Below are 21,743 nucleotides of genomic sequence, written 5' to 3'. Positions count from 1 at the left end.
AGGCAAAAGGGACAGAGGGGGCTCAAGGAGAAACCGGCGCATCCGCGCCCAATCGAATGAGCCGGCGTAATCACGCCCTTGCCCGGAGACCCGCTCTTGAGCGCCGAGACAGATCTGAAAAAGACCCCGCTTCACGCGCTCCATCTGGAGCTTGGCGCCCGCATGGTGCCCTTTGCCGGCTATGACATGCCCGTGCAATATCCCGCCGGTGTGCTGAAAGAGCATTTGCATACGCGTACCAATGCCGGCCTGTTCGACGTGTCCCACATGGGTCAGGTTATCGTGAAGGCAAAATCCGGCGACAATGCCGATGCGGCCAAGGCGCTCGAAACGCTCGTCCCCGTCGATGTGCTCGGCCTTACCCCAGGCCGCCAGCGTTATGCACTCTTCACCAACGAGACCGGTGGCATTCTTGACGACTTGATGATCGTCAATCGCGGCGACCATTTCTTCTTCGTCGTCAACGCCGCCTGCAAGGACGCGGATTTCGCGCATCTGGAAAAGCATATCGGGAACAACTGCACCGTCACGCCGTTGCCCGAGCGCGCGCTGATCGCGCTTCAAGGCCCGAAGGCGGAAACAGCGCTTGCCAGCCTCGCCCCTGAAACCGCCGCCATGAAGTTCATGGATGTCGCGTCCGTGACCCTCGTCGGCGCCGACTGTATCGTCTCCCGCTCCGGCTATTCCGGCGAAGACGGTTATGAAATCTCCGTGCCGAACGAGAAGGCCGAGGAACTGGCCCGCGCGTTGCTCTCCATCGACAGTGTCATGCCGATCGGTCTTGGCGCGCGTGACTCGCTTCGTCTCGAAGCCGGCCTCTGCCTCTATGGCAACGACATCGACACGACCACGACGCCTCCGGAAGCAGCCCTCAACTGGGCCATCCAGAAGGTCCGTCGCACAGGCGGCGCGCGCGCCGGCGGTTTTCCGGGTGCCGATGCCGTTCTGAAAGGTCTGGATGAGAGCGTCACCCGCCTCCGTGTCGGCCTGAAGCCCGAAGGCAAGGCCCCGGTCCGTGGCCATACCGCGCTCTTTGCCGATGAGGCAGGCGCGAGACAAGTTGGCGAAGTCACCTCCGGCGGCTTCGGCCCGACGGTCGAGGGCCCGGTCGCCATGGGCTATGTCGGCTCCGAGTTTGCCGCACCCGGCACAACGCTCTACGCAGAAGTCCGTGGCAAATACCTGCCCGTCAGCGTCTGCGCCCTTCCTTTCATCACACCCGGCTACAAACGCTGATTTCAAACTCCCAGACATCAACACATAAGGGGAAATCCATGCTGAAATTCACCGAAGAACACGAATGGCTACTCGTTGAAGGCGATGTCGCGACTGTCGGCATCACCACCCACGCCTCCGAACAGCTCGGCGATCTCGTCTTCGTCGAATTGCCGGAGGAAGGTGCAGCCTTCGCCAAGGGTGCCGCCGCCGCAACCGTCGAGTCCGTCAAGGCAGCCTCGGAAGTCTACTGCCCGCTCGACGGCGAGATCGTCGAAGTCAATCAGGCCATCGTCAACGACCCGTCGCTCGTCGGCTCCGACCCGGAAGGTGCTGCCTGGTTCTTCAAGCTGAAGCTCGCCAACCCGGCCGATGCCGCAGCACTGCTGGACAAGGCGGCTTATGAGGCGCTGATCGCCTGAGCCAGAGGCCACCCCTCACCCCTCCTCCGCTCCGCTCGGCGGACCTCTCCCCAAGGGGCGAGGAGATCCGACAGGCTGCGGCTCCAGCACGCTTCTCCCCATAGGGGAGAAGATGCCGGCAGGCAGATGAGGGGGCGGCCCGAAAGGGCCGAACGAAGCGCAAAGACGAGGGACCAGATAGGCCCCTCGCACAAGACAACCCATTCCAAGAACCGGAACCAACCCCGATGACCCGTTACGCCGATTTCACCTTCACGGACTACCAGCCCTATGACTTCGCCAACCGGCGTCATATCGGCCCCTCGCCCGACGAAATGGCCGCGATGCTGAAAGTCATCGGCTATCCGTCGCTCGACGCGATGATCGACGATACGGTTCCGGCCTCCATTCGCGTCAAGGCGCCGCTCGCCTGGGGCGCAGCACTCACCGAACGCGAAGCGCTCGACCTGATGCGCGAGACGGCCAACCGCAACAAGCGCCTCACTTCGCTGATCGGGCAAGGCTACCACGGCACGATCACGCCGCCGGTCATCCAGCGCAACATTCTCGAAAACCCCGCCTGGTACACGGCCTATACCCCATACCAGCCGGAAATCAGCCAAGGCCGCCTCGAGGCGCTCCTCAACTACCAGACCATGGTCTGCGACCTGACCGGGCTCGACATTTCCAACGCCTCGCTGCTCGATGAAGCCACGGCCGCTGCAGAGGCCATGGCGATGGCGCAGCGCTCGGCCAAGTCCAAGGCGCTCACCTTCTTCGTCGACCAGAACTGCCACCCGCAGACCATTGCGCTCCTGAAGACCCGCGCCGAACCCTTCGGCTGGGCGATCAAGGTCGGCGATCCGCTGAAGGATCTGATGCCTGGCGCAGTCTTCGGCGCGATCTTCCAATATCCCGGCACCCACGGCCATGTGCATGACTTCACGCCGCAGATCGAAGCATTGCATCAGGCGCAGGCGCTGGCCGTCGTCGCCGCCGATCCGCTGGCGCTGGCGCTGCTGAAATCGCCCGGCGAAATGGGCGCGGATATCGCCATCGGCTCGACCCAGCGCTTCGGCGTGCCCATGGGCTTCGGCGGCCCGCATGCGGCCTATATGGCGGCGAAGGACGCGCTGAAGCGCTCCATGCCCGGCCGCATTGTCGGCGTCTCGGTCGATGCGCGCGGCAACCGCGCCTATCGGCTGTCGCTGCAGACCCGCGAACAGCATATCCGCCGCGAAAAGGCGACGTCGAACATCTGCACCGCGCAGGTTCTGCTCGCCGTCATGGCCTCGATGTATGCCGTCTTCCATGGACCGAAAGGCCTCAAGGCGATTGCCCAGTCGGTGCACCAGAAGACAGTACGCCTCGCAGAGGGTCTCGAAAAGCTCGGCCTCAAGGTCGAGCCGGAAACCTTCTTCGACACGATCACTGTCGATGTCGGCGGGTTGCAGAAGGTCATCCTGAAGGCGGCCGTCGCCGAAGGCGTCAACCTGCGCGCCATCGGCGACACCAAGATCGGCATCACGCTGGACGAGCGCACCCGCCCCTGGGCGCTGGAAGCCGTCTGGCGCGCCTTTGGCGGCGACATGACCGTCGATGAGGCGAAGACCCCGGAATGGCGTCTGCCGGAAAAGAACATGCGCAAGACCGAGTATCTGACGCATCCGATCTTCCATATGAACCGTGCCGAAAGCGAAATGACACGCTATATCCGCCGGCTTGCTGACCGCGACCTCGCGCTCGACCGCGCCATGATCCCGCTCGGCTCCTGCACGATGAAGCTCAATGCGACAGCCGAAATGCTGCCGATCACCTGGCCGGAATTCTCCGAAATCCATCCCTTCGCGCCCGATGACCAGACGGAAGGCTATCGCGCGCTGATCGCCGATCTTGAAGACAAGCTCTGCCAGATCACCGGATACGACGCCTTCTCCATGCAGCCGAATTCCGGCGCGCAGGGCGAATATGCGGGGCTTCTGACGATCCGCGCCTATCACAAAGCGTCCGGCGGCGCGCACCGCCATATCTGCCTCATCCCGACCTCCGCGCATGGCACCAACCCGGCCTCGGCCCAGATGGCCGGCATGACGGTGGTGCCGGTTTCGGTGCTCGAAAACGGCGATATCGACATTGCCGATTTCCGTGCCAAGGCGGAAGAGCACGCCGAAAACCTCTCCTGCACCATGATCACCTACCCGTCCACGCATGGCGTGTTCGAGGAGACGGTGCGCGAGATTTGCGACATCACCCACAAGCAAGGCGGCCAGGTCTATCTCGACGGCGCGAACATGAATGCCATGGTCGGCCTGTCACGCCCCGGCGATATCGGCTCCGACGTCAGCCACCTGAACCTCCACAAGACCTTCGCCATCCCACATGGCGGCGGCGGTCCGGGCATGGGCCCGATCGGTGTGAAGAGCCATCTCATTCCCTTCCTGCCGACCGATCCGCGCACGGGCGAAGCCGGTGCAGTTTCGGCAGCACCTTACGCTTCCGGCTCTATCCTGCCGATCTCCTGGAGCTATTGCCTCATGATGGGCGGCGAAGGCCTGACGCAGGCAACCAAGGTTGCGATCCTCAACGCCAACTACATCGCCGCCCGCCTGAAGGGCGCTTACGATGTGCTCTACAAGTCGGCCAAGGGCCGCGTCGCACATGAATGCATCCTCGACACCCGTCCGCTCGCCGCCAGCGCCGGCGTCACGGTGGATGACGTCGCGAAGCGCCTGATCGACTGCGGCTTCCATGCCCCGACGATGAGCTGGCCGGTCGCTGGCACGCTGATGGTGGAACCGACGGAATCGGAAACCAAGGCCGAGATCGACCGATTCTGCGACGCGATGCTCGCCATCCGCGCCGAGGCGCAGGCCATCGAAGACGGCACGATGGACAAGCTGAACAACCCGCTGAAGAACGCACCGCATACGGTGGAAGATCTCGTCGGCGAATGGGATCGTCCCTATAGCCGCGAACAGGGCTGCTTCCCGCCCGGCGCCTTCCGCGTCGACAAGTACTGGCCGCCCGTCAACCGCATCGACAATGTCTATGGCGACCGCAACCTCTTCTGCATCTGCCCGCCGGTGGAGGACTATAAGGAAGCGGCGGAGTAAGCTCTGCCATTAATTCCGAAACTGCTGTTGTGCCCGCTTGAATTGCATTCCATCAAGATTCAAGCTGGCATAACATTAGAAATTTGATATTTTTCCCTCGGCATAACAGGGGGAAATCTTATGTCGATTGAAACGTCCGGGCTGAAGCCCGTTTGTGTCGGTCCCGATGGCGGCGAGACCGTCTTTCTGGTCGGCGATACCTACACGATCCTATTGAGCGGTGCCCAGACGGGCGGGGCCTTCACTTTGCTGGAGGCCATCGTGCCTCCGGAGACCGGGCCGCCGCCGCACCACCACAATGCCGAGGATGAGACCTTCATCCTTCTGGAGGGCAAGGTGACGTTCAGCGTGGGTGACGAGGTCATCGACGCTCTGCCCGGCACGACGGTCTTCGTTCCTCGCGGCATGGTTCACAGCTTCAAGAATGTCGACAAGAACAATGCCAAGATGCTCTTCATGTACAACCCGCCGGGCATGGAAGGCATGTTCACCGAGATCGGCCATCCGGGCATCCGCAACGTCCAGGCACCACCGCTCTCGATGGCGGACGTGGAAGCCATGATCGCCATTTCGGGCAAGTACAAGTTCACCATCGTCCCACCGAAATAGCGATATGGGCGGGTGATTGGCCATTCAGGTCATCACGGCGACATCGACCCAGAAAGCGCAGAAGGCGCGCGCAAATCGCCTATAGAGTTCCATCGTCAGGGGCTTCTCGACATAGGCATTTGCGCCCGCCGCATAGCCCTCTGACACGTCGCGATGATTGGACGAGGAGGAAAGCACGATCACGGGAAGCGCGGCAAACCTCTCGTCGGCGCGGATCATGCGCAGAACATCCATGCCGGTGTCACGACCGAGGCTGAGATCGAGCAGCACAATCTTGCAGGCTCTAGCCTCCAGCATTTCCTTCACCCGGTTGGCCGAGGGACAGTGGAATAGTTCCACAGGCGCATCGACGCCTTCAAATCCCTTCTTGACCAGCGAGAAGTCGATCGGATCATCCTCAATCACCAGAATACGCATGGGTTCCAGGCTCAAGGGCTGCTCCTATTGATTCACATGCTGCGGCAGACGAACGACGAAGCGGGCGCCGCCGCGGTAGGTCGTGTCGAGTTCGATAACGCCGCGATGGCTTTCCGCGATCTGCTTGCAGAGCGCGAGCCCGACGCCAAACCCTTCATAGGTCTTGTCATCGCTGTGGAGGCGCTGGAACGCCGTGAATATGCGGTCGGCAAATTTCGGATCGACGCCGATGCCGTTATCCTCGACTACAAGATTCACCATGGCCCCCTTGTCGGTTGCATAGATCCGCACCCGCGGCGCAACCCCCTTGCGACGATATTTGACCGCGTTAGCGATCAGGTTTTGCAACAGATGACGCATCAAATCGGGGTCGCCATTGATCGAAGGCAATTTTGACAGCAAAAGTTCGGCTTTTGCTTCGTCGATCTGGCTTTCGAGGTTCTGGATAGCCTGGATGGCGATATCGGCCAGATTGACCCGGCTGAAAGCGGCTATCTTGTAGGCGATCTGCGAATATTCGAGCAACCTGCGAATCACCCGGTCCATACGCTGCGCGGAGTTGCGCACCTGTTGTGCGTAGACCTGCACATCGGCCAGATTGCCCTGGGCCGCCTCCTCCACGATCATGTCAGAAAACACCGAAATATGACGAAGCGGCGCCTTGAGATCGTGGGATACGACAGCGGCAAACTGCTCCAGCGACTTGTTCTTCTTGGCAAGCTCGTCGCTCTGGTGCTTCAGCTCCTGCTGCTGCGAATATTCGAGCGTGATATTGCGCCCGGTCGCAACGATCCCCAAGGGCTTGTCGCCGTGAAACAGCCCGTGCGCGCTCCAGCGCAGCCACATGAACGTATTGTCGGCCTTGCGCAGGCGCTGGTCGAAAGAGATCGGCGGACCATTCACGGTGAGCTCCTGAACCCTATCCCGCAGCGAGGTCCCGAATGTATCGGCAAAAAATTCCTCGGAAAGAGCCTGCGCGGCCTCCCATCCATCGAGCCCAAGCGCCTCGGCGAAGGGGGCGTTGATGAATTCCGGCTTTCCATTCATGTCCATATGAACGACAAAATCGGGAAGATACCGCAACAGCGTCAGAAGATACTCCGCCGTCTCCGCTGGCTTGATCTGGTTTTCGTGCGGCTCTTCGATTGTCTCGTAAAAGCTGACGATGAGATCGCTATCGCAGACATGGGACGTGACCTTGATCCACTCGTCTGCGGAAACCCGTTCGATGGTCGAGGTCCCGGAAATGAAGGGCCGGTTAAATCCGCGCTGTCTCGAAAGCTCCTGCGCGGAGATGGTCATGCCGCGATATCGGTCACCCAATACGCCGGATTTCAAGGCTGCCCGGATCGTCTCTACGCGATCCACGCCCGGCAGCAGAGCGATACCGAACCGTGCGTAGCGCTCCACGACCTGCCTACTGGCGACAAGAAGCCGATCGCCGGCGTCCCAGACCGTAACCCCAGAGGCGAGACCATCGATGGCCCGCTGAACAAAACTGCCTATATCCTCAAGGGCCAGTTCGTTACCGGCAGCCTCGTCAAGGCGGACGCAATAGCCGACCGCCACATTTCGCACCAGAAACGGCTGAACGATGACGTTCACCTCCTCCGCGATGGGCGGCAGCGAGAGTCGCATACGAGTGAATGCGCTGAAGCCCAGCACCCTCACACTGATATCTGAAATGCGCTTGCCGCTCAGCTCTCCTTCCGCAAGACCGAAACGGGCGCGGAACTGCTTGTTGTCGGTCATGTATCTGCCATCGAGAAGCACGATGAAAGCCGGCTCCGGAATGACTGCGGCGACAGCATGCGAAATGACAGAGAGAGATAACACGCGTTCAGGCCTTTCGATCCCGTTCGCGGGCGGCTTCGTACACACGGCTCGTGTGGTTTGGAAGAAGCTGTGAGCGCCCCCGGCTTTGCGGGCTTACCGAACCGCAAGAAACGTTGAAGGCTTGCAATTGTCAATGCGCGGAACCGGCAATCGGCAAAGAATATGCCGATCTGCATATGATCAGACGCGCGCCTCAAGACCGGCAAGCTTGGCGAGGTCCGCCGGCTTCAGCTCGACCGATTCGCCGCAACCGCAGGCCGATGTCTGGTTCGGGTTGTTAAAGACGAAACCGGAGCGCAGCTTGGTCGTCTCGAAGTCCATCTGCGTGCCGAGGAGATAGAGGATGGCAGCCGGATCGACCCAGACCTTCGCGCCATCGCGCTCGATGAAATCATCCTTGGCATTGGGCTCGGAGACGAGATCGACGGCATATTCCATGCCGGCGCAGCCGCCCTTGCGGATCGACACGCGAATGCCTTGCGCATCCGGACCGCTGTTTTCAACGATTGCCTTGACCCGGTCGGCCGCAGCATCGCTCAATGTCATGACCTGAAAAGCCATTTGTCTCTCCTTCCGCAACGGGTTCAAGGCCCGCGCTTCGTGGTCTGAATGTAGTCCTGCCCGGTTAAGCCTTCAATACGCAGCCACCGAAAAGGCATCAGTACCAGCCAAGCGCCACCTGCGCCTCTTCCGACATGCGGGCAGGAGACCACGGCGGCTCGAACACCATCTTGACCTCGACGCCCGACACGCCCTCGACCGCACCCACAGCATTCTCCACCCAACCTGGCATCTCTCCGGCAACCGGGCAACCCGGCGCCGTCAGCGTCATGTCGATCTTGACCATGCGGTCATCCTCGACATCGATCTTGTAGATCAGCCCGAGTTCAAAGATGTCCGAGGGGATTTCCGGATCGTAGACCGTCTTCAACGCGGCAATGATGTCGTCCGACAGGCGGGCGAGTTCATCCGCCGGGATGGAGGATTGCATGATGCCTTCGCGAATCTCGGCCTGAGCCTCGTCGGTGACGGCATCATTCGCGGTGGTTGCTTCATTTGCGCTCATGGCACTCTCACTTTCAGGCAAAGAACTTGCGCGCCTGTTCCAGCGCCTCGGCCAGTTTGTCGACCTCGGCACGCGTGTTGTACATGGCGAACGACGCCCTGCATGTGGACGTGACGCCGAACCGTTTCAAGAGCGGCTGGGCGCAATGCGTGCCCGCCCGAACCGCAACACCCTGCCGGTCGATGACCATCGACACGTCATGGGCATGGATGCCTTCAAGCTCGAAGGAGAAAATGCCGCCCTTGCCCGGCGCATTGCCGAAGACTTTCAGCGAATTCACCGCCCGGAGACGCTCCGTCGCATAGGCCGTCAGATCCGCCTCATGGGCAGCAATCGCCGCCCGGCCAACCTTCTCCATATAGTCCAGCGCATAACCGAGCCCGATCGCCTGCACGATGGGCGGCGTTCCTGCCTCGAAACGATGCGGCGGGTCGTTATAGGTCACGACATCTTCGCTGACATCGACGATCATCTCGCCGCCGCCCATGAAGGGCCGCATGGCCTTCATCCGGTCCATCTTACCATAAAGCACGCCGATGCCCGACGGGCCGTAAAGCTTGTGGCCAGTCATGACATACCAGTCGCAATCGATATCGCGCACGTCTACCGGCATATGCACGGCACCCTGCGAGCCATCGACCAGAACCGGAATGCCGCGCTCGTGCGCAATGCGGCAGATTTCCTTGACCGGAACAATCGTGCCGAGCGCATTCGACATATGGGTAATCGCGACAAGCTTCGTCTTTTCCGTCAGCGACTTCTCGAAATCCTCGATATGGAAGGCCCCGTCGTCATCGACCGGAACCCAGACGAGTTTCGCACCCTGCCGCTCGCGGATGAAATGCCACGGCACGATATTGGAGTGATGCTCCATGATGGTGAGCACGATCTCGTCGCCCTCGCCGATATGCGGCATGCCCCAGCCGTAAGCGACTGTGTTGATCGCCTCGGTCGACGACTTGGTGAAGACAATCTCGTCCACCGAACCGGCGTTCAGAAAGCGGCGCACCTTTTCGCGCGACGCCTCGTAAGCTTCCGTCGCGGCATTGGACAGGAAATGCAGGCCGCGATGAACGTTGGCATATTCATGACTATAGGTGTGCGAGACCGCATCGATCACGGCCTGCGGCTTCTGGGCCGAAGCGCCGTTGTCGAGATAGACGAGCGGCTTGCCATAGACTTCCCGCGACAGGATCGGGAAGTCCCGGCGAATGGCCTCGACGTCGTAAGCGGTCACGTCCATCTCAGTTCCCATGCCTTTCGAGCCAGCCTTCGATCACCGCCTCCAGCGCTTCGACCAGCGGCTCGTCGTCGAGTTCCTCGACCACTTCCGCCACGAAGGCCTGCACCAGAAGCGCGCGTGCCTTCTTTTCCGGAATGCCGCGCGCCATCAGGTAATAGAGATGGTTGCGGTCGATGTCGGCGACCGTCGCGCCATGAGCGCATTGCACGTCGTCGGCAAAGATTTCCAGCTCCGGCTTGGTCGAGAAATCAGCCTCTTCGGAAAGCAGCAACGTGTTGCAAGCCATGCGCGCGTCGGTTTTCTGCGCATCAGGGGCAACCCGGATCTGGCCCTGGAAGACGCCGCTCGCCTTGTCGAACACGACATTGCGGACGATTTCCGTGGACGTCGTCTCCGGCACGTCATGGCCGAGCGTCATGGTGACATCTGTGTGGCTTTCGCCACCGAGCAGGTTGATCACCCGGAAGGTGAAATCCGCACCCTCGCCCACCGTCACGCCATGCACTTCCTGGCGCACCAGCTTGCCGCCGGCGTTCACAATGAAGAGACGAAGCTTGGCGTCCTTTTCCAGCCGGAAATTGATCTGGCCGAGATGGGTATCGGAAACGCCCCGCTCCTGAACGATCACCCAGCTCACATCTGCGCCGGCCTTCAGCGTCAGGTCCGAAACGCTCGAAACGAGCGCCGCCGACGAGCCGTTGCCCTGCTGCCGCTCGATCAACCGCGCCGACGCACCGGCACCCACCGTCACGACGAAGCGCGCATGCGACTGACCGCCCGAATGCAGAACCTGCAATTCGATCGGCTCGGCCAGAGCCGCGCCATCGGCCACCGCAATCTCCAAGCCGTCGCGCAGGAAGCCGCCATTGATACGGCCAATGGCATCATCGTCACCGCGCGGCGACATCAGAAACGCCCCAGTGCCGTCTTCCAGCATGGCCTCGATGCCACGAACGGAAACGCCTTCGGCCTTCGCCTTGCGCTCAACCTTGCCGTTCGACAGCGAGAACACCGCACTGCCGGAGATCAGCGGCTCAATGGCCGCCACGTCGCCGTCGTTGTTCGCAGGAACCTGCCGCAGCAGGTTGCGCATATCGGTATAATGCCAGGCCTCGACGCGGCGCGTCGGCAGGCCCCTGGTCTTGATATCGGTGATCAGGCGGTCGCGGGCAATCAGCACATCGCCATTGCCCGGCAGGTCGCCGACCTGTTCGGTATAAGCAAGCAGAAGCGCGTTCTCGGCTTCCGTCAGCTTGATCTGGGGTTGAGCACTCATCGCCTTGTCCTCAAGCCGCCGCTTCGATCACGTCGGCATAGCCGTTGGCTTCGAGTTCGAGTGCCAGAGACTTGTCGCCCGACTTGATGATCTGGCCCTTGTAGAGAACGTGAACCGTATCCGGCACGATGTGTTCCAGCAGGCGCTGGTAGTGCGTGATGACGATCACGGCGCGGTCCGGCGAACGCAGCGCGTTCACGCCATCCGACACGATCTTCAGCGCGTCGATATCGAGGCCAGAGTCCGTTTCATCGAGCACGCAAAGCTTCGGCTCCAAAAGCGCCATCTGCAGGATTTCGGCGCGCTTCTTCTCACCGCCCGAAAAGCCGACATTCAGCGGACGACGCAGCATTTCCGGCGCGATCTTCAGATGCGCCGCCGCATCCTTGACCCGCTTCATGAAGTCCGGCGTTGTCAGTTCGGCTTCGCCACGCTGCTTGCGCTGCTCGTTGAGCGCCACCTTCAGGAACTGCATAGTCGCAACGCCCGGAATTTCGACCGGATACTGGAACGCGAGGAAAATGCCTCGTGCCGCGCGCTCGGCCGGATCAAGCTCCAGAATGCTCTCGCCGTTATAAAGAATATCGCCCTCGGTGACTTCATAGTCCTCACGGCCCGACAGGATATAGGACAGCGTCGACTTCCCCGACCCGTTCGGCCCCATGATGGCCGCCACTTCGCCGGCCTTCACCGTCAGGTTCAAGCCACGAATGATCTCGGTGCCATCCTCGGCGATCCGCGCATGAAGGTTTCTGATCTCAAGCATTTTGTTCACTTTCTATCTTCGAAAAGCCTACGCGACACGCATTTGGAGCGTTAGTCAGTGCGCTAGCGCTTTCTTCTGGTTAAGGGTGGCGTCGAAATAGCCTTTTGCAACGAATCTACACCATAATCAGCGTGAGCTGTGACTACTCCTTGGCAGGCCCAAAATAGATCAAAGGCATATTTTGTAACCTGAAACCAAATTACAACGACTGAGCCAACCGGAATCTCTACGTTGCTCTTCTTTATTTCAATCAAACCCAGATGCTCAAGATTTGACACAGCGTGCTCGTACTTCCTATAGTATTCAGTCGACAGCAGGGTGCTTCCATTTATCGCAAAAAAAATAACTTGAGCCATCTTCTGGATAAGGAGATTCTCAAATTTCGCGCGAATTTCACCTAATTCGACTCCGTCACGTCTTTCATTGATGTACTTTTGGATTTCTACGAAGTAGCCGCTTTCCAGTGTATCTTCACCACCAAGCTTAGCAGCATAGAATTTCACACCGAAAGAAGGCGAGGTATCCGTCACAAAGAAGGCAAGTTGTTCTGCTTCCTCCGCGCCCAGCTTCTTCAATGTCTCAATGTATGATACGTTAGCCGCGTCCGACGACTTCGCTGCTCTAGCTAATAGTCCCGCCCAGGCATCTACTAGCGTGTCTTCTTTCCCCGGATCAACAAGCGATGCCCCTTCAAGCCAAGGCAGCAGAACCCGAGGCGGAATGTCAGCGGAAATAATTCCTTCTTTTTCCAGCTTCTCTTTCGCTCGCTTTGCCGCAATGAGAGCTCCCATTTCGCGCTTCACTGCTAGTAAATCGCCAACATATCCAAGACTATTCGTAAATGGCGACAGCACGTCCGCCAGGGAGTGGCCAAGCCGAGATGCCGCAGCCCCCTTTACCGACACAATCGCCTTGTCTGAGGCAATTTCAACAGATATCTCGTCCTCGTTTTCCGGACTGGACATGCCTCACCCCACCGAACCCTCAAGCGAAATCCCGATCAGCTTCTGCGCTTCAACCGCAAATTCCATCGGCAGTTCCTGAATGACATCCTTCACGAACCCGTTGACGATCAGCGCGATCGCCGCCTCTTCCGGGATGCCGCGGGCGAGGCAGTAGAAGAGCTGGTCTTCGGAGATCTTCGAGGTGGTTGCCTCGTGCTCCAGCTGCGCCGATGCGTTTTTCGCCTCGATATAGGGCACGGTATGCGCGCCGCACTTGTCGCCGATGAGGAGCGAGTCGCACTGGGTGAAGTTGCGCGCGTTGTCCGCCCGGCGGTTGATCGCCACCTGGCCGCGATAGGTGTTCTGCGAGAAGCCGGCCGAGATGCCCTTGGAGATGATGCGGCTCGACGTGTTCTTGCCGAGATGGATCATCTTCGTGCCGCTATCGACCTGCTGATGGCCGTTCGACACGGCAATCGAATAGAACTCGCCGCGCGAGCCGTCGCCGCGCAGGATGCAGGACGGGTATTTCCAGGTGATCGCCGAACCAGTCTCGACCTGCGTCCAGGAGATCTTGGAATTCTTGCCCCGGCAATCGCCGCGCTTGGTGACGAAATTGTAGATGCCGCCCTTGCCGTCCTTGTCGCCCGGATACCAGTTCTGGACGGTGGAATACTTGATTTCGGCGTCATCCATGGCGATCAGCTCGACGACAGCCGCATGCAGCTGGTTCTCGTCGCGCTGCGGCGCGGTGCAGCCTTCCAGATAGGAAACGTAAGCGCCTTCTTCCGCGATGATCAGCGTCCGCTCGAACTGGCCCGTATTCTTCTCGTTGATACGGAAATAGGTCGACAGTTCCATCGGGCAACGCACGCCCTTCGGCACATAGACGAAGGACCCGTCGGTGAAGACGGCGCAATTGAGCGTCGCATAATAGTTGTCGGTGACCGGCACGACGGTGGCCAGATACGTCTTGATGAGATCCGGATGCTCGCGGATCGCTTCCGAGATCGACATGAAGATGACGCCGGCCTTGGCCAGCTCTTCCTTGAAGGTCGTGACGACGGACACGCTGTCGAACACGGCGTCGACGGCAATCCGCGACGGCTTCACACCGGCCAGGATTTCCTGTTCCTTCAGCGGAATGCCGAGCTTTTCATAGGTCTTGAGCAGCTCCGGATCGACCTCGTCCAGCGACTTCGGACCGGAAGCGGACTTCGGCGCGGAATAGTAATAGATGTCGTTGAAGTCGATCTTCGGATAGTTGACGCGCGCCCAGGTCGGCTCTTCCATCGTCAGCCAGCGGCGATAGGCCTCCAGACGCCATTCCAGCATCCAGTCCGGCTCCTGCTTCTTGGCGGAGATGAAACGGACGATATCCTCCGAAAGGCCCTTCGGCGCGCGGTCGGATTCAATCGTCGTCTCGAAGCCGTATTTATACTGGTCCACGTCGATCTTGCGGACCTGATCGATGGTTTCCTGAACGGCGACCATGGTGTGCTCCAATCTCGCCGGCTCAAGAACCGGCAGCTTGTCATCTTCATCTGTTGGCCGGAGCTTTTGCAGCGATTGCAGCGGCTCCGCAAGGAAAATTGCTTTTCCTCAAGTCTTAATCGTCACGCATTCCTCAAGCGGCAGCACCCTGCCGGTTGAGCCGCGCCAGAAGCCGTTCAAAGGCGGCAATGGCGTGGTCTATTTCCTCGTCCGACGTCTCCGGCCCGATGGAGGCACGAAGCGCGCCCAGCTTCGGGTCGAAGCCCATCGCGGCCAGCACATGGCTCTCGCCAACCTTGCCAGACGAACAGGCGGAGCCGGCCGAGAGTGCTACCCCTTCGAGATCAAACGCAATCTGCCCGGTCTCGGATTTCAGCCCCGGCACGGAAAAGAAGGATGTATTGGGCAGTCTCGGGCCATCCGCACCATGGACGATAACATCCGGGCAGATGCGCCGCATGGCGCTTTCCAGCCGGTCCCTCCTGAATTGGAGGCTTGCGACCCGCGCTTCAAGGTTTTGAAGCTGATATTCCGCCGCCGCACCAAAGCCGGCAATCGCCGCGATATTCTCGGTACCCGCCCGGTGCCCCTTCTCGTGTCCGCCACCGCGCAACAATGGAGCCGGCATCATCGCTTCGCCACGCGAGACAAGCGCACCCGCACCCTTGGGCCCGCCGATCTTGTGGGCCGACAAGATCAGGAAATCCGCGCCGATGGCCTCAATCGACACCGGCACACGCCCGGCGGCCTGGACCGCGTCGCAAACGAAAACGCCGCCTGCCTTGCGCGTGAGCGCCGCAACCTCGGCCACCGGCTGGACAATGCCCGACTCGTTGTTGGCGAACATGACAGCGACCAGCGGCAAACCGGCCGTCATATCATGCGCAGCCAGAAGCGCTGCCAGCGCATCGAGATCGACAACACCCGCCGCCGTCACCGGAATTTCAACGACATCGTCCTTGGCAAACCGGCCACCTTCGCGTAGGGCAGGATGCTCGATAGACGAAACATACGATTTTGAAACCTTCAGCGCCGACCGACCCATGCGGAAATCCGGGGTCAGCACCAGATTGGCAGCCTCCGTCGCTCCCGACGTGAAGACAACATTCGCGGGCTTTGCACCCACCAGTGCGGCCACCTTGTCGCGCGCCCGGTCGATCGCCGCGCGGGCAGCCCGACCCTCAACATGAACGGAGGAAGCATTGCCCGGCAGCGACAGAGCGGACAGCATCGCCTCGCGCGCTTCGGCAAGAAGCGGCGCGGTCGCATTCCAGTCCAGATATGTGCGCTTTGCAGCCATCACTTGCCGTGTCTTTCGCCAAGCTCACCGCATGGCGCATTTTTCTTGAATTTTCAGCATCGCATGCCGTAAGAGACATGCCCATCAGGAAAGCGGGCCCGCGCCCGGCTTTTTCGAATGGTTCTAAACTAGGTTTAGAAAAGCTGACTTGTTTCGTCAAGTACTAACACGTCCTTTTCCCGGTTAGAACCGGCAACAGACCGGAGAAAAAATGCCCGAAATTATTTTCAATGGCCCGGCCGGCCGTCTTGAAGGTCGCTACCAGCCGTCCAAGGAAAAGAACGCCCCGATCGCCATCATCCTCCATCCGCATCCGCAATTCGGTGGCACGATGAACAACCAGATCGTCTACCAGCTCTTCTATATGTTCCAGAAGCGCGGTTTCACGACGCTCCGCTTCAATTTCCGCGGCATCGGGCGCAGTCAGGGCGAATTCGACCATGGCGCCGGTGAGCTTTCCGATGCGGCCTCGGCGCTCGACTGGGTGCAGTCCATGCACACCGATTCGAAGAACTGCTGGGTTGCCGGCTATTCCTTCGGCTCCTGGATCGGCATGCAGCTTCTGATGCGCCGCCCGGAAATCGAAGGCTTCATTTCTGTCGCCCCGCAGCCGAACATCTACGACTTCTCCTTCCTCGCCCCCTGCCCGTCCTCGGGCCTGATCATTTCGGGCGACGCCGACCGCGTTGCGCCTGAAAAGGACGTGAACGGCTTGGTCGAAAAGCTGAAGGCGCAGAAGGGTATTCTCATCACCCACAAGACCATCCCCGGCGCCAACCACTTCTTCTCCAACCAGATGGAACCGCTGATGGCCGAATGCGAGGACTACCTCGACCGCCGCCTGGCCGGCGACCTGGTCCCGGAACCGGCTGCCAAGCGTATCCGGTGATGTGACATGCGGATCGTGGTCGATACAAACGTCTTCATCGGCGCTTGCATCGGCCGCGGCCCCGCCTCGCAGGTCATCGAGGCGTGCCTTGGTGGCAAATTGACTCCACTGATGAGCAATGCGCTCTATCTGGAGTATGAAGATGTTCTCGACCGTAGCGGCATCTTCACCGATGCCAGACTAGGTTATGACGAGAGGCAAGCCCTTTTCGACATCTTCCTTGGCAAATGCGTCATCTGTGACATATATTTCCTCTGGAGGCCCAATCTCCGCGACGAAGCGGACAACCACCTGATGGAACTCGCGGTCGCGGGAAGTGGCAGATGCATAGCCACATTCAACAAGCGTGACTTTCTCGGATCAGAACTGAAGTTCAGAAACATCGAAATTCTGACGCCTATCGAGATCATGAACAGGATAGCGCAATGAACAAGATCGTATTGAATCTGCCCGGCGATCTGCACGACAAGGTCGAAGCCCTTGCGCGCGCGAATGGAGTCCAGCTCGAAGAATTCTACCTGAACGTCACGCAAGCTGTGGTTCGTGACTCGGAAGCGCGCAAGCGGATGATGGATCGCGCCGAACGCGGAAAAGGCCGCGAAGAAGAAGGCTTGGCACTTCTTCGCAAATAGAACGGTCGGCCCTCAAGAAACCAGCTACCTCACCCCACATTGACAAACCCCACCCCACTTGCTCTGAATGATCTTCCCTTTACGTCTTCGTCAATCCATCGCCTGACACCATGTCTGCACCCATACGCTTCGATGCCATAGGCTTTGCCGGTGGCGGCAATCGCTGTTACTGGCAATCCGGATTCTGGGAAGCCTTTGCAGGGCTGCATCCACAACGTCCCGACTATTATGTCACGGTCTCGGCGGGCGCCTATCATTGCGCGATCAACCTTGCGGGCAAGGCCCGGCAGGTGCGGGAGGCGGCGATTGCGTTTGCGGAAGAGGGTAGCCAGGATATCGAATGGAAGAACCTCATCTACGGCCGCTCGCCCTTCGTTGTCGGCGGACTGTTCGACCAGTTTCTCACGACCATGTTCGACGATGGCGACCTTGAAACTCTGAAAGCCCAGCCGCCAATCTTCATGCAGGTCTCGCGCCCGCCGCCGCTCATGCCCTCGTCGCTTGCCGCGCTCGGATCGATTGCCGCTTATCAGCTTGAAAAGCGCATCACCGGCGGCGCCTATTCCAAGGCCGGGCGCTATCTCGGCCTTTCGCCAGCGTGGGTCTCGACGCATGAGATGCAGACGGCGCGCGACCTCATAGACGGAATTCTCGCCACCGCCTCCGTGCCGCCCTTCATGCGCGTCGGCCGCATTCATGGCAGGCCCTGCCTCGATGGCGGACTGGTCGACAACCCTCCGCTCCTGATGCTGGAAGAGACGGAAGCGGAAGGCGGGCGTACCCTGCTGCTGACCACCCGCCACGGCCGTGTGCCACCCGCCACGCCAAACCGCTCGATCGTCAGCCCTTCCGAGCCAGTCACCGTCAACAACTTCACCATCCGCGATCCCAACGGCCTGCGCCGCGCCTACGAGATCGGGCTGAAGGATGGCGAGCGGTTTGCAAAAACGCTTCAGGTCTGAAACCGCTAAAATAGCAGATAGGGCCAGCCCACTGCATCAAGGCTGAAAAACCACCGGACAACAACAGCCGGAGTCCGATTTCTCCTTTTGATATCAAAAGGATATCCGAATTAATGTAGCACCCCATTTAAACCTATGAGCGAATCTACCAAGTATGAAATGTCAAAATTTTTCAAGGACACATCGCATGTAACCGCTGTTTGCAGCACGCCTTCTGGCCCGTCCGGGTCATGAGGCAAACTCCGGCCGCCCGGCCGGAAACGCATGTAGAAAATTTCAAGACGTCACGCCCGCCAGCACCCTTCCTTCAACCTCCGCCCGCGTTCCGCGGCGGCGAAAGCGTGCCCGCGCGCCTTCATTCGAGAGGAACTCGATGGACTACAATCTCAACTGGACAGCCGCCGACTGGCGCATTGCCGTGATCATCCTGGCTGTCGTCGCCGCACTGGTGCTTCTCAGGCTCAGCGGCGCCGTCCGCTATATGCCCAACGACCGCATCGGCATTCCCGAAAAGCTCTGGAGCTTCGGCGGCTCCATCGATGGCGGCTTTATCGCGCTGAACGGCGAAGCCGGCTACCAGCCCGACATCATCCGCGGCGGCCTGCATTTCTTCGTGCCGTTCCAGTATAGCCTGCACACCGCCAATCTGGTGACGATCCCGCAGGGCCAGATCGGCTATGTCTTTGCCCGCGACGGCAAGGCACTGCCGCCGACCCAGACGCTCGCATGCAACACGGAGGCCGACGATTTCCAGGATACGCGCGCCTTTCTCCTGAAAGGCGGCCAGAAGGGCCCGCAGCGCAAGATCCTGCGTGAAGGCACCTATGCGATCAACCTCGCGCAATTCGTCGTGCTCACCGAACAGCGGACCTACGCCATCAACCTCTCGACCTCGGAAGCCACGCTTTTCGACGAGATGAAGCATCTGATTGCCGAGCGCAGCGGCTTCCAGCCAGTCGTCATCAAGGATTCCGAAGACCTGATCGGCATCGTCACCATCCATGACGGCCCGGCGCTGGCGGATGGCGAAATCATCGCGCCGACGGTCGCCAACGAACCCCAGAACCCGCTGTTTCACAACAATTTCCAGGACCCGGAGAAGTTTCTTCAGGCCGGCGGCTATCGCGGCCGCCAGCTCCAGGTTCTGGCCGATGGCTCCTATTATCTGAACCGCCTCTTTGCCACGGTCGAGCTGGTGGAAAAGACGATCATCGAAGTCGGCACGGTCGGCGTCGTCGTCTCCTATACCGGCCGCCTCGGCGACGACCTTTCCGGCTCGGCCTATCGCCACGGCGAACTCGTGGAAAAGGGCGCGCGCGGTGTCTGGTCGACCCCGCTTCTGCCCGGCAAATATGCCTTCAACACCTATGCAGGCAGCATCGTGATCGTGCCGACCACGAACTTCGTGCTGAAATGGACGAAGGAGCAATCCGGCGAACACAAGCTCGACGAAAACCTGTCCGAAGTCAGCCTGATCACCCGCGATGCCTTCGAACCCGTCCTGCCGCTCTCCGTCGTCGTCCATATCGACTACATGAAGGCGCCGATGGTGGTGCAGCGTTTCGGCGACATCAAGAAGCTGGTCGAACAGACGCTCGATCCGATGGTCTCGGCCTATTTCAAGAACATCGCCCAGACCAAGACGCTGATCCAGCTCTTGCAGGAGCGCAACGAGATCCAGCGCACCTCCGGCGAGGAGATGCGGGAGAAGTTCGCGGCCTATTCGCTGGAGCTTCAAGAGGTGCTGATCGGCACACCACGCGCCGAACAGGGCCAGGGCGCCATCGAGACGATCCTCGCCCAGTTGCGCGACCGTCAGGTGGCGGTCGAAAAGGTTGAGACCTACAAGCTGCAGGAGATCGCTGCCGTGCAGGAACGAACCTTGCGCGAAAAGCAGGCGCTCGCCGAACAGCAGGCCCGCATCACCTCCTCCATGCTCGCCATCGAGGTCAGTGAAAACGAGGGCAAGGCGAAACTGGCGCTCACTCGTCAGGAGGCCGAAACCATCCAGGTCCAGGCCAAGGCCGAAGCCGAGCGGCAAAAGCTTTCCGGCCAGGGCGAGGCCGACCGCATCAAGTTCGTCGCGCAGGCCGAAGCCGAACGCATCAAGGTGACGGGTCTGGCCGATGCCGAAAAGGTTCGCGCTATCGGTCTCGCGGAAGCAGAAGCGACGGAGAAAAAGGTCTCGGCCTTCGGCGGCCCGGACTACCAGCTCAACTCGCAGGTGCTGATGCGCTTTGCCGAAGCGATCGAAAACGGCAAGCTGCCGCTGGTCCCGCAAATCCAGGTCGGCACGTCCGGCGGCAACGGCAGCGCGAACGGTCTCGTCGAAATGCTGCTCAGCATGCTGGTGGCCGACAAGGCACGCAAGGAGCTTGCGGCACCCTCTGCAAAAGCCGAGGATTGACGCAGCCAACCAAACGTGAGGGCCGGACACATCCGGCCTTCACGCCTGTCAGCCCTCTGGATGCACCAGCACGCCGCCTGTGACGGGAACCTTAACTCCCGTCGTCCCCGGATAAGTCAGCGGCAGCTCTTTCAGCGATCGCACGGCGAGATAGGCCCAGGCCTCCGCCTCCATGCCCGCACCGTTGAAGCCCAGATCCTCGGCGATCACCACCTTCGCGCCCTCCTCACCCGCCATCCGGTCGAGATCGGCAACGATGGAGCGGTTCAGCCGGCCACCGCCGCAGATGATATAGGTACGCGGTTTCACCGGCAGGTGACGCGCCGATTTCAGGATCGCGGCGGCGCTGACATGGGCGAGTGTACGCGCGCCGTCATGCAGGCCGATCTCGTGGCTTTCCGGCGGCCGGAAATCGCTACGGTCCAGCGAGCGGCGCTTTTCATCGGTAAAGAAGGCGTGCGACAGATAGCGCTCGGCAAGCGATGCGATCACCGCGCCTTCCGAGGCAATCGCCCCGCCCGCATCAAAGGGAATGCCGGCTTCCGCCTCCACCCACTGGTCGATCAGCGTATTGCCCGGCCCGCTGTCGAAGGCGACGATCTCGCCATCGGCACCGATATAGGTGAGGTTTGATATCCCGCCGATATTGACGAAGACGACCGGAAACTGGTCCCAGTAAAGCCCGCGCGCGAGTGCCGCATGATAGGCCGGCACCAGCGGCGCGCCCTGCCCTCCATGCACCATGTCGTTGGCACGCATGTCAAAGACGACCGGAATGCCGATTTGTTTAGCCAGCGAAATACCATCGCCGATCTGCACCGTGTAGCCCTGATCCGGACGGTGGATCACGGTCTGGCCATGAAAACCGACGACCCCGATATCCTCCGCTTTCAGCCAGTTGGCGGAAAGAAACCGTGTCACCGCATCCGCATGCAGATCGGTAATCTCGCGCTCGATCGCGCCAAGGCTCCCTGGACGCTCGCTGCGTTCCTTGATCGCCTTGGCGTCCTCCAGCGAGGCCGCCAGCCGCCGGCGGAAATCCGGCGCATAGGGAAATTCCATCGCCGCCCCGCGCTTGACGTAAATCTCGCCATCGGTCTCGATCAGCGCCACATCGACGCCGTCCATCGACGTCCCGCTCATCAGGCCGATCGCCGTCATGGTCTCCAGCAT

At 60.4% G+C, this 21,743-nt stretch carries 20 protein-coding genes; 9 read left to right on the top strand and 11 right to left on the bottom strand.

Annotation, left to right across the window (positions count from 1 at the left end):
- The first annotated feature begins 96 nt into the window (after positions 1-96).
- The 4 genes from gcvT to ABID16_RS04235 all read left to right on the top strand — a co-directional run bounded on the left by gcvT (position 97) and on the right by ABID16_RS04235 (position 5,338).
- Positions 97-1,236 carry a glycine cleavage system aminomethyltransferase GcvT gene (gene gcvT, locus ABID16_RS04250; protein ID WP_354555104.1) on the top strand — a complete coding sequence of 380 codons (1,140 nt, stop codon included), beginning with the start codon at positions 97-99 and terminating at the stop codon, positions 1,234-1,236.
- A gap of 38 nt (positions 1,237-1,274) precedes the next feature.
- Entirely contained in the window at positions 1,275-1,637 is a 363-nt protein-coding gene (gcvH, locus tag ABID16_RS04245) for a glycine cleavage system protein GcvH (RefSeq protein ID WP_354555103.1), read from the top strand.
- Positions 1,638-1,864: 227 nt separating this feature from the next.
- Entirely contained in the window at positions 1,865-4,729 is a 2,865-nt protein-coding gene (gene gcvP, locus ABID16_RS04240) for an aminomethyl-transferring glycine dehydrogenase (protein ID WP_354555102.1), read from the top strand.
- A gap of 120 nt (positions 4,730-4,849) precedes the next feature.
- Positions 4,850-5,338 (top strand): cupin domain-containing protein, encoded by a 489-nt coding sequence (locus tag ABID16_RS04235; protein ID WP_354555101.1) that lies wholly within the window; start codon positions 4,850-4,852, stop codon positions 5,336-5,338.
- Between the two features lie 24 nt (positions 5,339-5,362).
- Here the strand turns inward: ABID16_RS04235 and ABID16_RS04230 are convergent, their stop codons facing one another.
- The 10 genes from ABID16_RS04230 to ABID16_RS04185 form a co-directional block, all read right to left on the bottom strand.
- Positions 5,363-5,770 carry a response regulator gene (locus tag ABID16_RS04230; RefSeq protein WP_354555100.1) on the bottom strand — a complete coding sequence of 136 codons (408 nt, stop codon included), beginning with the start codon at positions 5,768-5,770 and terminating at the stop codon, positions 5,363-5,365.
- Between the two features lie 9 nt (positions 5,771-5,779).
- Complete coding sequence (locus tag ABID16_RS04225) at positions 5,780-7,591, bottom strand: sensor histidine kinase (RefSeq protein WP_354555098.1); 1,812 nt, start codon at positions 7,589-7,591, stop codon at positions 5,780-5,782.
- Positions 7,592-7,771: 180 nt separating this feature from the next.
- Positions 7,772-8,152, bottom strand: coding sequence for a Fe-S cluster assembly scaffold SufA (sufA, locus tag ABID16_RS04220; protein ID WP_354555097.1), 381 nt, complete (start codon positions 8,150-8,152; stop codon positions 7,772-7,774).
- 97 nt (positions 8,153-8,249) lie between these two features.
- Positions 8,250-8,657 carry an SUF system Fe-S cluster assembly protein gene (locus ABID16_RS04215; protein WP_354555096.1) on the bottom strand — a complete coding sequence of 136 codons (408 nt, stop codon included), beginning with the start codon at positions 8,655-8,657 and terminating at the stop codon, positions 8,250-8,252.
- Positions 8,658-8,670: 13 nt separating this feature from the next.
- Positions 8,671-9,900: a cysteine desulfurase gene (locus ABID16_RS04210; RefSeq protein WP_354555095.1), complete on the bottom strand. Its 1,230-nt coding sequence runs from the start codon at positions 9,898-9,900 to the stop codon at positions 8,671-8,673.
- Between the two features lies 1 nt (position 9,901).
- Positions 9,902-11,176, bottom strand: coding sequence for a Fe-S cluster assembly protein SufD (gene sufD, locus ABID16_RS04205; protein ID WP_354555094.1), 1,275 nt, complete (start codon positions 11,174-11,176; stop codon positions 9,902-9,904).
- 10 nt (positions 11,177-11,186) lie between these two features.
- Positions 11,187-11,942, bottom strand: a complete 756-nt coding sequence (gene sufC / locus ABID16_RS04200) for a Fe-S cluster assembly ATPase SufC (RefSeq protein WP_354555093.1) — start codon at positions 11,940-11,942, stop codon at positions 11,187-11,189.
- Positions 11,943-12,004: 62 nt separating this feature from the next.
- Entirely contained in the window at positions 12,005-12,907 is a 903-nt protein-coding gene (locus ABID16_RS04195) for an Abi-alpha family protein (protein ID WP_354555092.1), read from the bottom strand.
- A 3-nt stretch (positions 12,908-12,910) separates the two neighbouring features.
- The gene (gene sufB / locus ABID16_RS04190) at positions 12,911-14,380 is read right to left on the bottom strand and encodes a Fe-S cluster assembly protein SufB (RefSeq protein ID WP_354555091.1); all 1,470 of its coding nucleotides are present in this window, start codon (positions 14,378-14,380) and stop codon (positions 12,911-12,913) included.
- A 133-nt stretch (positions 14,381-14,513) separates the two neighbouring features.
- Complete coding sequence (locus ABID16_RS04185) at positions 14,514-15,680, bottom strand: cysteine desulfurase family protein (RefSeq protein ID WP_354555090.1); 1,167 nt, start codon at positions 15,678-15,680, stop codon at positions 14,514-14,516.
- A 211-nt stretch (positions 15,681-15,891) separates the two neighbouring features.
- Between ABID16_RS04185 and ABID16_RS04180 the strand changes: the two genes are divergently transcribed.
- The 5 genes from ABID16_RS04180 (at position 15,892) to ABID16_RS04160 (ending at position 20,570) form a co-directional block, all read left to right on the top strand.
- Positions 15,892-16,569 carry an alpha/beta hydrolase gene (locus ABID16_RS04180; protein WP_354555089.1) on the top strand — a complete coding sequence of 226 codons (678 nt, stop codon included), beginning with the start codon at positions 15,892-15,894 and terminating at the stop codon, positions 16,567-16,569.
- Positions 16,570-16,575: 6 nt separating this feature from the next.
- The gene (locus ABID16_RS04175) at positions 16,576-16,998 is read left to right on the top strand and encodes a putative toxin-antitoxin system toxin component, PIN family (protein WP_354555088.1); all 423 of its coding nucleotides are present in this window, start codon (positions 16,576-16,578) and stop codon (positions 16,996-16,998) included.
- Positions 16,995-17,201, top strand: coding sequence for a hypothetical protein (locus tag ABID16_RS04170; RefSeq protein WP_354555087.1), 207 nt, complete (start codon positions 16,995-16,997; stop codon positions 17,199-17,201). Before ABID16_RS04175 ends, ABID16_RS04170 begins: the two co-directional genes overlap by 4 nt.
- 110 nt (positions 17,202-17,311) lie before the next feature.
- Positions 17,312-18,163 (top strand): patatin-like phospholipase family protein, encoded by an 852-nt coding sequence (locus tag ABID16_RS04165; protein WP_354555086.1) that lies wholly within the window; start codon positions 17,312-17,314, stop codon positions 18,161-18,163.
- Between the two features lie 373 nt (positions 18,164-18,536).
- On the top strand, positions 18,537-20,570 hold the full coding sequence (locus tag ABID16_RS04160) for an SPFH domain-containing protein (protein WP_354555084.1): 2,034 nt from the start codon (positions 18,537-18,539) through the stop codon (positions 20,568-20,570).
- A gap of 48 nt (positions 20,571-20,618) precedes the next feature.
- Here the strand turns inward: ABID16_RS04160 and ABID16_RS04155 are convergent, their stop codons facing one another.
- Positions 20,619-21,743 (bottom strand): anhydro-N-acetylmuramic acid kinase, encoded by a 1,125-nt coding sequence (locus ABID16_RS04155; RefSeq protein WP_354555083.1) that lies wholly within the window; start codon positions 21,741-21,743, stop codon positions 20,619-20,621.

The sequence above is a fragment of the Limnomicrobium aquaticum genome, from assembly GCF_040545545.1.
Lineage (GTDB): Bacteria > Pseudomonadota > Alphaproteobacteria > Rhizobiales > Rhizobiaceae > Ensifer_A > Ensifer_A aquaticum.
The sequence above is the reverse complement of the archived record's forward strand: the minus strand, read 5'-3'. Positions and strand labels throughout refer to the sequence as shown.